The sequence below is a fragment of the Coleofasciculus chthonoplastes PCC 7420 genome, assembly GCF_000155555.1.
GTDB lineage: Bacteria > Cyanobacteriota > Cyanobacteriia > Cyanobacteriales > Coleofasciculaceae > Coleofasciculus > Coleofasciculus chthonoplastes_A.
On record NZ_DS989845.1, the window covers coordinates 204,852 to 218,038 of the forward strand.

Sequence of the window (13,187 nt, forward strand, 5' to 3'; positions counted from 1 at the left end):
TCCCTAAACCCGCCCCTACATGTTTGGTGTGCGATCGCGGTTGGGAATCCGATAGGTTTTGTTATCCCTTTTCAGGTTGGGATTAGGGCGGGTTTCATTTGTAGGGGCGGGTTTAGGGACAAACTTAACCCAGAAACCAATAACCTTTCTGCAAAACCCGCCCTGCCCCACCCTCTCATTACCCCTACATGTTTGGTATGCGATCGCGGTTGGGAATCAGGTGGGTTTTGTTATCCCTTTTCAGGTTGGGATTAGGGCGGGTTTTGTGGTTGAATTTGAGGTAGATTTCCTCATGTAATCCCTAAACCCGCCCCTACATGTTTGGTGTGCGATCGCGGTTGGGAATCAGGTGGGTTTTGTTATCCCTTTTCAGGTTGGGATTAGGGCGGGTTTTGTGGTTGAATTTGAGGTAGGTTTCCTCATGTAATCCCTAAACCCGCCCCTACATGTTTGGTGTGCGATCGCGGTTGAAAATCCGATCGGTTTTGTTATCCCCTTTCAGGTTGGAATTAGGGCAGGTTTCATTTGTATGGGCGGGTTTAGAGGCAAACTTAACCCAGAAACCCATAACCTTTTTCCAAAACCCGCCCTTGTTCATAAATCATTTATAGCAGACTCCGCGCCTTCAGTTGTAAATAACGGTTAACTAACTGTTCACTAATTTGATTCGCTGGTGCATCTAATACCAATACCCCTTTTTGCTTCAATTGGGCAAAAGCTACCTGACGCTGGGCAATTAAATCTAACGCAACCGCACGAGAGTATGTTGTTTCTATATCAGAAGTCCGCGTGTGAGCAATAGTATCAACTTGGGGATCACGTAATGTCACACAAAAGGGTAAATAACGCGGCGTAAGGCGTCCCATGGCTGATAAGAGTTCAGCCGAAGCCGTCACATCAACAATATCGGTAATTAAAACCACTAAAGCACGACGAGTTTGTTGATTCACTAATCGCGTCACCGCGCCAAAATAATCCGGTTCTAATAATACAGGTTGAATTGGCGTCAAACGTTCTATTAATTTCGACAACTGATGCTGACCCCGTTCTGGTGGAATCCAACTGGTAACCTCTCGGTCAAACACACCAATTCCCACTCTATCGCCTCGATTTAATCCCGCCAAAGCCAGGGATAATGTCGCATTTAACCCCCAATCAAACCGCTTTAATCCCTGCACCTGTGCCGTCATTAACCGCCCTCGATCAAGTAAAATAATTAACGTTTGCTCCCTCTCGGGTTCCAATACTCGGATTAACGGACGTGAACGGCGGGCTGTGGCTTTCCAATCAATCAGTCGAGTATCATCGCCAACGCCATACTCCCGGAGTTCCGCAAACTCGGTTCCCGCACCCAGGCGTCGCGCTTGGCGCATGGTTCCGGTATTTTCTAAGGTGAGGCGAATCGAGAGTTCTCGCAATCCCAACAAATCTGGATACACCGCCACCGTCTGACTCGCGGGGATTGTCCAATCTAGCCATGCTAATCCCCATCGCCCCCGTTGGCGCACTTGAATATCTCCCCAGTGATACTCACCGCGACGTTTGGGATTAACGGTGTAGGTAAATTCCTGAGTGTGATTGGGTTCCAGTTGGGCTGAAAGAGTGGGTGTAGAGATGTCAAACTCTAGGGGGTAGTGATCACGCAGGCGAATCTGGGCAGATGACGATCGCGATCGCACCGATAGTACCACAGGATTATCCCGCCCGATGGATAATCGATGTAACGGATAGCGCGTCACCGTGACACGATACGGTTTAACCCGTTGTCCATCCCAAACCGCTAAACTCAGGACAATCGCATCAAACGCCAGAGTTCCCCAAATGCTGCTTGGCTGATTAAACACAACAGCCAGTAAAAGGGCGATTACCATACCCAGTAGCAGCAGCCAATAAAGACGTTGTGACGGAATAATCATATTAGTGTGTAGGGGCGGGTTTCACTATTATCATTTCTTGCCTCACCCAGATGCAACTAAACCCGCCCTGACTATAGTTTGAATTTTGAATTACAGCTTTTTTTGCTTATGGGATTTAGGGGGATCGACAATGTACCGCATAGCAGAGCAAACTGCTGTATTCATCGCCATATCCATCATCGCGGCACCGGAACCTGCTTCAATAACGACGCAATCACCCCATCAACCATCAACCCATCCAACTGCGCCTCTGGTTTCAAAATCAGACGATGACGCAACAACGGCGGCGCAACGGCTTTCACATCATCCGGTGTCACATAATTCCGCCCCGCCAACCAAGCATACGCCTTACTCGTTTGTAACCAAGTCGCCGTCGCCCTGGGCGACGCCCCTAACGCCAAATCCCCATGGTTGCGCGAACCTGCCACTAATGCTAATAAATAATCCAGTATTTTCTCATCCACATCAACAGCTTGCACTGCTTTCCGCCCATTAAGAATATGTCCTACGGTGGCGACAGGTTTGAGACGTTCCAAATCAAAGCGTTTAGCCCGAAATCCCTTCTGCACATTCAGCAACATCTGCTTTTCTGCGGCGGTATCCGGGTAATCTACTACCAGTTTAAATAAAAAGCGGTCTAACTGCGCTTCGGGCAACGGATAAGTTCCCTCAAATTCTAGGGGATTTTGAGTCGCAATCACCCAAAATAAGTCCGGTAACGGCAAACTTTCCCCATCTAATGTCACCTGCTGTTCTTCCATCGCTTCTAATAGCGCGGCTTGGGTTTTAGGAGGTGTGCGGTTAATTTCATCCGCCAGCAAAATCTCGGTAAAAATGGGTCCTTGTTTGAGGGTAAAACTGCGGCTATTCAAGTCAAAAATATTGGTTCCCAGAATATCCGAGGGCAAAATATCAGGGGTAAGCTGAACTCGGCGAAAATCGGCTTGCATTAATTTTGCCAGCACTTTTACCAGTAAGGTTTTTCCAGTTCCCGGTACACCTTCGATAATCACATGACCCCCACTCAGTAGGGCGACAAGCAATTGTTGCACGACAGTCGATTGACCCAAAACAACTTTGCCCAGGGTTTGACTGATGCGATGAAAGATGGTGTTGTCATTTGTCATGTTTCAGGGAATAGGGAATACGGGAATATAGAGACGTAGCTACGTCTCTACGTCGGGGCGGGTTTAGTCGCATCTGGGTGAGGGAAGAAAGGATAGTTGTCAAACCCGCCCCTACACATTCATGCGCCATGCCCTCGAAGGTTGTGAAGGGTCAAAACTGTTTATAATTCTGACCATTTTCTCAACCAGTTTAGCAAGTCGGATTCACTCAAGCGGCGTTTGCTAGAGGAGACTTGTAGTAGTTGTTCTAAGTCTTTGGCTGGACGCCCCGTCTGTCGCGCCCAAGCCGCTACTAGGGATTGATGGTTGAGGGGAGTGTCTCCTAATCCTAAGTCTTTCTGGAGTTGTCGCTGTTCTGCTTTGCCAACCCTATCTACGATAAAGTCATGACTCCCTGCTTTGAGTAAGACAGCTGCTAGCGCCCGAATGTATGCTTCACTATTATCCACCACAGGGGCGGATAAGGTAACGGGTTGTCCAAAACGACGATTAGCCGCCCAAATCGCCACAAGTAGGATAACAATGCCTTGGATCAGCAGGGGAAATAGGGGGGTTTTGATTAAATAACTGATGACATTTTCGCCAACTTCGCGTTCAATTGCTTCTTTATCTTTGTAACCATGGATGTATTCATCAACCCATAGTTGATTGGCATTGGCAGATGAGTTAATCGTTTCATTTCTAATTTTATCGCCTAGGTTTTCCTGAGTTACCAGTTTAGCCAATAGTTCATAATTGGCTGAAAAATCTTGATATGCATTGGCAGCAAGATAGGGAGTGGTGATAAAAATAACCTGTCCTTTGCCGCGTTTTTGTTGCCATATAATCGCGCCAAAGTTATCACTAATAATAGCGTTGTTGCTGGACTTATGTCGCCGCCTGGTGTCAATCTTAACGTTGCCAACTGGACTATCTTGTCGGGTACTAAATGCCGCTTCAGTTACAGGTTGGTGGACACCAACGATAAGGAGGGTATTACCCTTTTTAACCCAGTCGTCCTCTGAACTATTTAATTGATTTGGAACTAAACGGCTGTGAACGCGCAACAAGGTGACATCCTGGCGATCGCCCAATTCACTGAAGGGTTTTTGCCAGCGCTGGAGGGGAGTTCCCCGTTCTGCCATAAATGTATACCAAGCCCCGTAGCCATCGGGGGCGCGGCTATAGGTTGAACCACTATTGAGTTTATTGTTGGCTGGTGCGGCGACTAGGGTAATCAGGATCAGAACCGCGATCGCGATCGCACTCAATACCCCTAACCGTCGTTTGGAAACTCTCATCACCCTTGATTGATTTGTTGATAGGCTTGCTGACACTCCTCAAACAGCGATCGCGAGGCTGGAGTCTGACTGAAACAAAGCTGTTGATGGGTGATCAGTAAACGTTGATAGGCTTTCTTCTGAGGGAACTGTTGGACTAAATTCAGATATTCCCCATCCGTGCGACTGGGTTGTTGGGGAACATGTCCACTATCATGTAACTGTTGCAACATAGCTCGATACAGGCACAGGCAAGCCTCACGGTAGTCACCTTGAGTTTGGCAGTTTTGCGATCGCGTCAACCAATCAGCAACGGATAAGGCTTTATCTGATATTTTTGTGAGTTTCTCGGACTGTTGATGCAGTTGATGTCTCAACGAATACAGATAAGGAGAAAACCGTCGCATAAGTTGTAGAGCAATCCAGCATACCAGCAAAGCAATCAGTACCCAAAAGATTACCCTAGCAATAAAGAACAGAACTGGCGAACTTAACCAAGCGGGTAAAGACCAATCGGGACTATCCGGGAAATCCGGTGAAAATCGCGACAGTTGGAGTTCCCACCATTCCCCTACTTGTTTTTGCCACTGCTGAAACTGCCAAGCCCAATTACTTTTCTCGTAAGATCCGGTAGACATGGTTTCTTTACCCGCTTCCCCATTGTGCTTATGCTTACTGTCCAGTCTTTCTCGAAAAACTGAAATGTTCTGGCATCACAGTCAAAACTTGCTGGCTTAACTGTAGCATTTATCACGTTATATCATGTCCGACTCAACAGTCATAATTCCCTTTTGCCTTTCTAAGCAAACAAGCCACCAAATCGGCAATTGTGCAGAAAATGCCCACAGCCCGAATGATTCAACGGCGTTCTTAATGACTGAATTTTATAAAAATCTGCAACAAAATATTGACAAAGCACAAGCTTTAAGGTTAGCGACGTTGACAACTCAGCAAAGATATCCCGATCCGCTTCATTGGGCTGCTTTTACGTTAATTGGGGAGTCGGAATAATCAAGGGTTTGGGTTTGGTTATGTCCAATCGTCAGCCAAGCTCATACTAAGTTGCAGTCTAAGGTAGAATCTGTCATGGTTCGTGGAGTCCGGAGCGAAGCGGAGGAACGAAACGAAGCATCTGCGAAATCCTTCACTTCGGAAAGAGGACAGGCTATATCAGGTACGGCAAAACCTTAAAGCACTGTTTGGTATAATAAATCAGCAAAAATAATTTTATTCCAGCGTTAGTGAAAACTGATAGTATCTTTTATAACCTATTTCGGACATTCCCCAGTATCTTATTTGAGCTGATTAACCATCCTCCAGAAGAAGCCGCTAGCTATGAATTTACCTCCCGCGAAGTCAAACAGTTAGCCTTTCGCCTAGACGGTTTATTTTTACCCAAAACCAGCGAACCTGACAAACCTTTCTACCTCGTTGAAGTTCAGTTTCAGCCAGATAATTCTTTATACTACCGCATATTTGCCGAACTCTTCATCTTTTTAAGGCAATACCAGCCTTCCCATCCCTGGCAAGTTGTCGTCATCTATCCCAACCGAAGCATTGAACGAGAGTCAGCTTCGCAGTTTAATGAACTCTTAGCCCTGAACTGGGTGAGACGGATTTACCTGGATGAGTTAGAGGAAGCCACAGAACGCTCATTAGGGGTAGAAGTTGTTAAGCTTGTAATTGAGCCGGAAGAGACAGCCGGACAATTGGCAAGACAGTTAATCGAACAAGCACAGCAACAGCTAACCGATGAAACGCTTCAACGTGAACTCATTAATCTGATTGAAACCGTTATTGTCTACAAACTACCGAAAAAAAGCCGCGAGGAGATAGCTGCCATGTTGGGATTAAGCGAGATTAAACAAACCCGATTTTATCAGGAGACTCAACTAGAAGTGAAGTTAGACACCATCCCCAGAATGATGTCAATGGGCTTGGGTTTAGAGCAAATTGCTTACGCGCTAGATTTACCTCTAGAGACCGTCAAAAAAACAGCCAATAAAGTTCGGCGAGAATATTTGTCGTCCCCTGAGCAAAATATCGATGCTTTTATCGAATTATTAACCGAACAAGATTCTCTATTTTCCGGAGACTACTTGGCTAATTTAGAGCAGTTATTGGCTCCTGTACCCGATGATATTGAAGCGCTATCAGCCGCGATTTCAGAATGGTGCGAACAACACCCTGAACTTGAAGAGGCGCAATTGAAACTTCTACCCGATAATTTAGAGAAAAAAGCACCGGGGAGCAAAGAAGGCAACGTCAAAACTGCTAACTATGAACTGAACAAACAAGCTCTCCTCAATGCCATTCAGCAAAGTGCTTCCTCAAAAGATTCTCAATCATCCAACTCGGGTTGATGAAAGTTGCTATAGCAACCGCCATAGTGGTTAGGACACATCATTTATGTAGGGACGTTGCATGCAACATCTCTACTGACATAGCTAAAATTGTGGGATAAATTTGACGGTTAACCCTGAGCGAAGTCGAAGGGTTAAACCGGGCGCACGTCGGTGCGCCCCTACAATTCCAATCAACCCATTAAGGTGTGCCACGCCAGTAGGTTGGGTTGAGGAACGAAACCCAACTCTCATCTCAGGTTTGTTTGTTGGGTTTCGCTATCGCTCTACCCAACCTACATGAGTGCTGTGTTGCCTGTTGCCTCATCTCAACCGTTAACCCTACATTCCGCAGATCCTGACGGACAGCATTAGGAAGGAATAAAAATTTTACTCCGACAAAGTCGGTTGATGGGGAAAATTGACATCGCGCATCAAGACAAAATTGGTTATTTTAGGGGATTGAGGGGATAGCGTGGAGGAGTGCGATCGCTCTCCCAAGGTTAGCCGCTAAAATATTTAGGGTAAATGGCGCTGACTGGTATGCTGGTGGGTTTCGACTTCGCTCAACCCACCCTACTAATTTTCAATCCCAAAGTCTGACGTATAGCTAAAAAAAGGGGGGGTATGGACTATTAAATTACTGCCTGAGGGTGTTGAGACCAAGACTGAACCACCTTGAGTGAGGTTGAATGGCGCGGTTCGGTTGCGTGTCCCTGAGACTGAGCCGCTTTTTGAGCCGCCTGTAGTTCGGCTTGCATGACAATCATCTGAGACATGATGGTTTGCAGTTGCACCTGAAGTTGCTCAACGTCAGAGGTGCTAGGTGGGGTAACAGTTGATGCAGAAGGAACTGATGTTTTGGGTTGATAAGCCAGGAAGTTTTGAGCCGAGGCAAATTTCGCTGAGGCTGTTTGGCTGCTAACGGGATGAGCGGTAGCAGGTTGAGTATAGAAGGGTTGTGTGGTGATGGTGAACGGAACACTCATTGGCTGTTCCTCAGATTTCACCACAGTAGGTGTTAGTGCAGGTTGCGGTTCAACCGTTTCTTCGACTAGAGGTTGAGCTTCATGTTCAGAAGGTGGAACGATTTCCGGTTCTGGTTTAACGGTTTCTTCAACCAGGGGTTGATCTTCGTTCTCAGAAAGCTGAACGGATTCTGATTCGTCTTCTTTTTCTTGCTCTAAAAAATTATTGAGTCCAGCCGCTGCCAGTCGAGATTTAGACTGTTTCAATTCTTCTAACAGTTGTTCTTTTTCTTGAAGATGTCGCTCTAAATCCGAAAGCTGTTCTTCAGCTTGAGCAGATTTCTTGGATGATTGTCGCCACCCAGTTACAGCAATTGTGGCGATTCCTGTCCCCACCCCTAAAACACTTGCCAATCCTAGGTATGGCATCGCTACATCTCGGATTTTTCCATGATGGATAGGCTCTTCTTGTAGCTGAATTGTGACCTCTTGATCTCCGAAGAACGCTAGAGGTAAAGTCAAAGCTGAGAAGACGGCGGTTGAAAGAATTATCGGCGTAAAGAGAAATTTCTTTAAAGGAGAGCCAGTCATGATTAATAAGTCCTAGTAACAATTTCCAGTATCAGTTGTGCGAAACAAGGCGTCTTTCTCAAATTTCACCAAATTGCAAATTGCCGCTGCTGATTAAGCCAGTTGGCAGGAGAGATTGCTTGGGTGTGAATCGACTTGCCTTAGCTTGTTTACTAGATTAGCTAATGGTCTATCAAGTCCAGGTAAAGTCCTAGAAAAACCCAGTGAAGTTCTGATGAACTTTTGTTAACTTGTTATTGGTCATTGGTCATTGGTCAGAGAACAGTGAACAGTGAACACCTCGACTTACCTCGACTTACTTCGGCTTCGCTCAGTAACACGCTCGGTAACACGCTCGGTGTGAACAGGTAAGGTAGAACTTTGAGTTAACTTCCCCTGCTCTCCCTGCTCCCCCTGCTCTCCCTGCTCCCCCTGCTCCCTCTGCTCCCCCTGCTTCCCTTAAACGCCAATATCTTCATTCCAGAGTTTGGGATGCTGTTGAATAAAGTCGCTCATCATCTGCTGACACTCCTCTAGATTCAAATCCACAACCTCAACGCCATGGGATTCCATAAATTCTCTGGCACCAGCAAAGGTTTGAGACTCGCCAGCAATCACTTTTTTAATCCCAAATTGCACCACAGCCCCGGCGCAGAGGTAACAGGGCATTAATGTAGAGTACAGGATTGTGTCATTGTAGTTGCCGATTCTGCCCGCATGACGCAGGCAATCAATTTCGGCGTGGGTGACAGGATCATTATCTTGAACGCGCTTATTATATCCCTGACCAATAATCTGACCCTCTTTGACTAAAACTGAACCAATGGGAATTCCCCCTTCCCGGAGTCCCTGCTTGGCTTGAGCGATCGCGGCTGCCATAAACTCATCCATGTCTTGCTATCCTAGAATTCCCTAAATTTCTCTAGATTAGTACGTTTCCAGAATTTTCTCCGGATCGGATTATCGGGATTTAGGAGATGCAGACATACTTTCTGAACCGCTATGACCGATTTCACAAAGGGAACAAACGGGTGGTAGGGATGTCAACCCCTAGTGCATCGGTTCAGTCATCGGTCATGATCATAGTTTAGTGAATTAACATCTCATCACCAATTGGGAGTCAAGATGAAATACGGAATTGATATCGGACATAACTGCCCTCCAGATACTGGTGCTAGCAATATCAGAAAAGAAGATGATATGACCAAGGCGGTGGGGACGAGAGTGATCTCGAAGCTCAAATCCCTGGGTCATCAAGTCGTAGACTGTACCCCGAGTCGCGCTTGGAGTGTCAGCAATTCCCTACAGCAACGGTGCAATACAGCGAATAACAATCGTGTCGATCAATTTATATCCATCCATTTTAATGCCTTTAACGGCAAAGCTAAAGGCGCAGAAGTCTTTGCCATCAGCAATACGGGGAAGGATATGGCTAAACCTGTATTAGATAATATTGTTGAGTTAGGGTACTTCAATCGCGGGATTAAAGATGGTTCCCATTTGTACGTTCTCCGGAATACCGCAATGCCCGCGATTCTCGTTGAGTGCTGTTTCTGCGATAATCAAGAGGACATGGATCGCTACGATGCCGAAGCCGTGGCAAATGCAATTGTCAAAGGATTAACTGGACAAACCGCATCACCGACGATTCCCCTTTCCCAAAATCCAATTGTTGACCTTCAAAAAGCCTTAAATCGACTAAAAATCAGAAGTCCCAAAGGTACACCATTAAAAGAAGATGGTTCCAACGAAGCGGATACTAAAGCAGCACTCAAAACCTTTCAGGCGATCGTTGGTGTTACACCCACAGGTACGGCTGATGCTAAAACCTGGCAGATCATTAATCAAATCTTAGCCATGCCAGTGTTGCGAGAAAACCATGCCACAGGATTTGTGGTTAAATATCTGCAACGTCGTATTGGGGCGACACCAGATGGAATCTATGGTTCAGGGACAGCAGGTGCAGTTAAACGATTCCAACAACAACAAGGGATCACGGCTGATGGGATTATTGGTGCCCAAAGTTGGAGCAAAATACTGGCTGATTGAGTTTTGAGTTGTGAGTGTGTAGGGGCGGGTTTTACCGATAACGCTTTGGCTCAAACCACTAACTTAACTAAACCCGCCCATCACTAAGCTGTCGTGCATTTATAGCGCTTCGCGCTGGTCTAGTTACACTTTGTTTGTACGAACATCTCATCTGGACTCAGTTTCAGGTACGGGAGTTGTAAATACACCAGAGCGATTTGCTATAAATTGGGTATTAGTAGCGAGCAAGATGCTCGCACTACACGGCTTTCGCCATTATTGACATCAAGGTTTAAATGCCGAACAGCTTAATATTGAACGAATGACAAATGACGAATGGCACTTAATGCAAATCAGCTTCCCATACCCCAATATAAATACGATCGCGTTCATTGCGTTCAATCACTCCTTTTAACGGAGAACCGTTGCTGCTGTTGAAACGATAACGATTGGATTGACGCTGATAAACCTGAGTTAATCCCTGGCGAATCTCTGGTGAGAGATTGCGACTCAGCATTTTATCTAAGGTGTTTGCCATGGTTTCTAATCCCACAGATTGGGAAAATGCCACCTCAGTTTGGCGTAAACGCTTGGTATCGCGGTCAAACAGATAACCGAGACTGACGCGATCGCGAATAAAGTCTTCATAGGTCAATGCCTGGGTATTATGCCACAACCCTTTGGTTTGCTGGGTGGGTGTACCTAAGGCGGCTTCCACCACTTTTCGTGGGGTTCCTGGCGTAAATCCAGGAATTTTATTCGATCGAGGCGGTTTAGGGGTGTGGTTTTCGGGTACAGATAAGGGTGAGGGTGAAGGTGTGGGGGTTGGGGAAGTGACAGGAGACGGGGAAGGAGAGGGGGAGGGTAATACTGAAGGTTCAGAGGCAAAGGGCGCGGGGGGATCTGGAGAAGGGAGGAGTTCTGGGGATTCTTGGATACGGAATGTGGGATCAGGTGGGGACAGGGGTGGTGGTGATTCCGGGTTCACCAGTTTTGGCGGCGGAGTGGACACAGGTGAAGCTGTTGGGGGCGGTGTAGGTGAGGGTAGAGGCGTGTTTTCAGAGGAGGCGGATACTGACTCTGGCGGTGATGGTATGCGATTGGATGGTTCTAATACACGGTTTAAACCCCAGCCAATCGCCACAGCACTTAGGAGTAAGCCGCCAGCAATTAAACCGCCGAAGCGCCGAGAGGGTTGTTCCTCGTCTGCTTGTAGAGGTTTTCTGCGGATAGGAACGGTTGGCGGAACGGCTGGCTTACGGGTAGAAGGGACAGCTTCGCTAGAACTAGAAAGGGATAATGTGGGTGTCGCGATCGTTGTGGGATGGGCGTTTAAGGCTTCCAGCATCTCCTTAGCATCCGCAAAGCGATCGCGCGGATGAAAGCGAATTGCCTGATCAATCACCGTAGCTAAATGGGAGTGACAATTCGGCGCATCCCGACGCCATAAAATTTCGCCCGTGCGGGTATCGGTTTCTAGGGTTTGCGGTAATTTACCCGTGAGCAAAAATACCGCAATTAAGCCCAAACTATACAGATCACTAGCATAGCGAGGACGTCCTGCCGCTTGTTCGGCTGCCATAAACCCTGGTGTACCAATGACAATCGATGGCGTGGTGTGGGCTTGGGAATGAACAACCGTTTTAATCGCTTCTTTCACCGCACCAAAGTCAATCAGCACAGGTAATCCGTCTCGCCGCCTGACAATCACATTATCCGGTTTAAGATCCCGGTGAACAATGTGACAACTGTGGACGTAATCCAGTACAGGCAACAGACTCAACAAAATTGCCTTGACTTGACCATCATTCAGACGACCTTCCCGGTCTACAATTTGAGTCAGGGTATCCCCTTCAATCCATTCCTGAACCAAGTAAAATTGTCCAGATTCGGAAAAATAAGCAAATAATCGGGGAATTTGGTGATTACTTTCACCTAACTCTTCTAAAACCGCTGCTTCCCGCTGAAATCGCTCTTTTACTTGCTGATAGGTTTGGGGATCATGAGTCATGGGTTTAAGCTGCTTAATCACACACTTACGTCCCGAAGGCATATAAGTATCTTCAGCGAGAAAGGTATTCCCAAACCCACCTGCCCCCAGCGTCTGGAGGATGCGATAGCGATTATTGAGCAGCGTTGGCGTCATGAGCGATTTAGGCAAGCTGTTTATGAATGATGAATATGAATTATGATATCTTAAGCAACTCTAATTATTCCTAGAAACCGGGTTTCTCGTGAGGATGACAACATCATATCAACCTTTCACTCAAAGAAACCCGGTTTCTTGACCGATGTCTTGTATGAACTACACAGACTTACTGGGTTTCTGAAGCAATACCATAAATGCCATAGATATCTAAGGAAGAAACCCGGTTTCTGGGCGAGTTACTCTAGATAAAGAAAGAAACCCGGTTTCTGGGCGAGTCATTATTTTAAATCCAGTAATCCCTGCTCTTTTAACTTAGGATTAAAACGAATCTCAGCTTGCACACCACGGGCATTTAATTGTTCGACTATTTCCGCTTCAACTCGCCGTGCTATTTTCTTTAACAGCTTAATTTTTCCTAATTCTTCACTCTTGTTATAGGTGGCTTTATCCTCATCGGTCATCGCCTTTTTCGCATCAATCGGCTGATTCCAAATCGCTTCATTTTGACCATTCCCTGGCGGAATGTCTCCATTTTCTTCAATCCAAGCCTTGCGGATTGTTTCCAAGCGAGTGCGATTGGGGCGCTCAATGGTTTCCGCTTTCAACCAATAGCAAGATTGAGGCTGACGGACTAGGTGTTGTTTTAAGCTGACATAAATATCACGAGAATAGTTGACCAGTTGCAGGGTTTTATCCTGGTCAAAAATAGCATAGACACCGATTTTACTGGATAAAGATTCCGGGAGATTACCCCCTTCATCCAGATAAGGGATATACTCTAGGTCAGAGAGAGCGGGAGTTGGCGTTTCAGAACTCATCAGCAATAGG

Annotated in this window: 12 protein-coding genes; 3 read left to right on the forward strand and 9 right to left on the reverse strand. The window is 46.5% G+C overall.

What is annotated here, in order from left to right:
• Positions 1–442: 442 nt before the first annotated feature.
• The 5 genes from MC7420_RS39370 to MC7420_RS08435 form a co-directional block, all read right to left on the reverse strand.
• A complete protein-coding gene (locus tag MC7420_RS39370) occupies positions 443–598 on the reverse strand; it encodes a hypothetical protein (protein WP_006099620.1) in 156 nt (51 codons plus the stop codon).
• Positions 599–605: 7 nt separating this feature from the next.
• Positions 606–1,913 carry a DUF58 domain-containing protein gene (locus MC7420_RS08420; protein ID WP_044206016.1) on the reverse strand — a complete coding sequence of 436 codons (1,308 nt, stop codon included), beginning with the start codon at positions 1,911–1,913 and terminating at the stop codon, positions 606–608.
• A 179-nt stretch (positions 1,914–2,092) separates the two neighbouring features.
• Entirely contained in the window at positions 2,093–3,043 is a 951-nt protein-coding gene (locus tag MC7420_RS08425) for an AAA family ATPase (protein WP_006099824.1), read from the reverse strand.
• A 161-nt stretch (positions 3,044–3,204) separates the two neighbouring features.
• Positions 3,205–4,323 (reverse strand): DUF4350 domain-containing protein, encoded by a 1,119-nt coding sequence (locus tag MC7420_RS08430; protein WP_006099694.1) that lies wholly within the window; start codon positions 4,321–4,323, stop codon positions 3,205–3,207.
• The gene (locus MC7420_RS08435; protein ID WP_044205873.1) at positions 4,323–4,940 is read right to left on the reverse strand and encodes a DUF4129 domain-containing protein; all 618 of its coding nucleotides are present in this window, start codon (positions 4,938–4,940) and stop codon (positions 4,323–4,325) included. The genes MC7420_RS08430 and MC7420_RS08435 overlap by 1 nt, the downstream gene beginning before the upstream one ends.
• A gap of 124 nt (positions 4,941–5,064) precedes the next feature.
• Here MC7420_RS08435 and MC7420_RS36680 point away from each other — a divergent pair, with 124 nt between their 5' ends.
• Both MC7420_RS36680 and MC7420_RS37890 read left to right on the forward strand, forming a co-directional pair.
• Entirely contained in the window at positions 5,065–5,313 is a 249-nt protein-coding gene (locus tag MC7420_RS36680; RefSeq protein ID WP_083798951.1) for a CHAT domain-containing protein, read from the forward strand.
• Positions 5,314–5,543: 230 nt separating this feature from the next.
• The gene (locus tag MC7420_RS37890; protein ID WP_006099693.1) at positions 5,544–6,665 is read left to right on the forward strand and encodes an Rpn family recombination-promoting nuclease/putative transposase; all 1,122 of its coding nucleotides are present in this window, start codon (positions 5,544–5,546) and stop codon (positions 6,663–6,665) included.
• Positions 6,666–7,279: 614 nt separating this feature from the next.
• Here MC7420_RS37890 and MC7420_RS08445 read toward each other — a convergent pair.
• Positions 7,280–8,203 (reverse strand): hypothetical protein, encoded by a 924-nt coding sequence (locus MC7420_RS08445; protein ID WP_006099633.1) that lies wholly within the window; start codon positions 8,201–8,203, stop codon positions 7,280–7,282.
• 438 nt (positions 8,204–8,641) lie between these two features.
• On the reverse strand, positions 8,642–9,073 hold the full coding sequence (locus MC7420_RS08450; RefSeq protein WP_006099789.1) for a nucleoside deaminase: 432 nt from the start codon (positions 9,071–9,073) through the stop codon (positions 8,642–8,644).
• A 234-nt stretch (positions 9,074–9,307) separates the two neighbouring features.
• On the opposite strand from MC7420_RS08450, the gene MC7420_RS08455 reads away from it, so the two are divergent.
• Complete coding sequence (locus MC7420_RS08455) at positions 9,308–10,231, forward strand: N-acetylmuramoyl-L-alanine amidase (RefSeq protein WP_044205877.1); 924 nt, start codon at positions 9,308–9,310, stop codon at positions 10,229–10,231.
• 322 nt (positions 10,232–10,553) lie between these two features.
• Here MC7420_RS08455 and MC7420_RS08460 read toward each other — a convergent pair whose 3' ends face one another.
• Together MC7420_RS08460 and MC7420_RS08465 are read right to left on the reverse strand one after the other, a co-directional pair.
• The gene (locus tag MC7420_RS08460; protein ID WP_006099711.1) at positions 10,554–12,356 is read right to left on the reverse strand and encodes a serine/threonine-protein kinase; all 1,803 of its coding nucleotides are present in this window, start codon (positions 12,354–12,356) and stop codon (positions 10,554–10,556) included.
• Positions 12,357–12,637: 281 nt separating this feature from the next.
• Positions 12,638–13,177 (reverse strand): GIY-YIG nuclease family protein, encoded by a 540-nt coding sequence (locus MC7420_RS08465; RefSeq protein WP_044205880.1) that lies wholly within the window; start codon positions 13,175–13,177, stop codon positions 12,638–12,640.
• Between the last annotated feature and the right edge of the window lie 10 nt (positions 13,178–13,187).

Bases quoted from the DNA above. Each gene is read 5' to 3' on its own strand.
- MC7420_RS08445 (WP_006099633.1), bottom strand. From the start codon at position 8,203: ATGACTGGCTCTCCTTTAAAGAAATTTCTCTTTACGCCGATAATTCTT.
- MC7420_RS08435 (WP_044205873.1), bottom strand. From the start codon at position 4,940: ATGTCTACCGGATCTTACGAGAAAAGTAATTGGGCTTGGCAGTTTCAG.
- MC7420_RS39370 (WP_006099620.1), bottom strand. From the start codon at position 598: ATGAACAAGGGCGGGTTTTGGAAAAAGGTTATGGGTTTCTGGGTTAAG.
- MC7420_RS36680 (WP_083798951.1), top strand. From the start codon at position 5,065: ATGTCCGACTCAACAGTCATAATTCCCTTTTGCCTTTCTAAGCAAACA.
- MC7420_RS08455 (WP_044205877.1), top strand. From the start codon at position 9,308: ATGAAATACGGAATTGATATCGGACATAACTGCCCTCCAGATACTGGT.
- MC7420_RS08450 (WP_006099789.1), bottom strand. From the start codon at position 9,073: ATGGATGAGTTTATGGCAGCCGCGATCGCTCAAGCCAAGCAGGGACTC.
- MC7420_RS08425 (WP_006099824.1), bottom strand. From the start codon at position 3,043: ATGACAAATGACAACACCATCTTTCATCGCATCAGTCAAACCCTGGGC.
- MC7420_RS08460 (WP_006099711.1), bottom strand. From the start codon at position 12,356: ATGACGCCAACGCTGCTCAATAATCGCTATCGCATCCTCCAGACGCTG.
- MC7420_RS08430 (WP_006099694.1), bottom strand. From the start codon at position 4,323: ATGAGAGTTTCCAAACGACGGTTAGGGGTATTGAGTGCGATCGCGATC.
- MC7420_RS08465 (WP_044205880.1), bottom strand. From the start codon at position 13,177: ATGAGTTCTGAAACGCCAACTCCCGCTCTCTCTGACCTAGAGTATATC.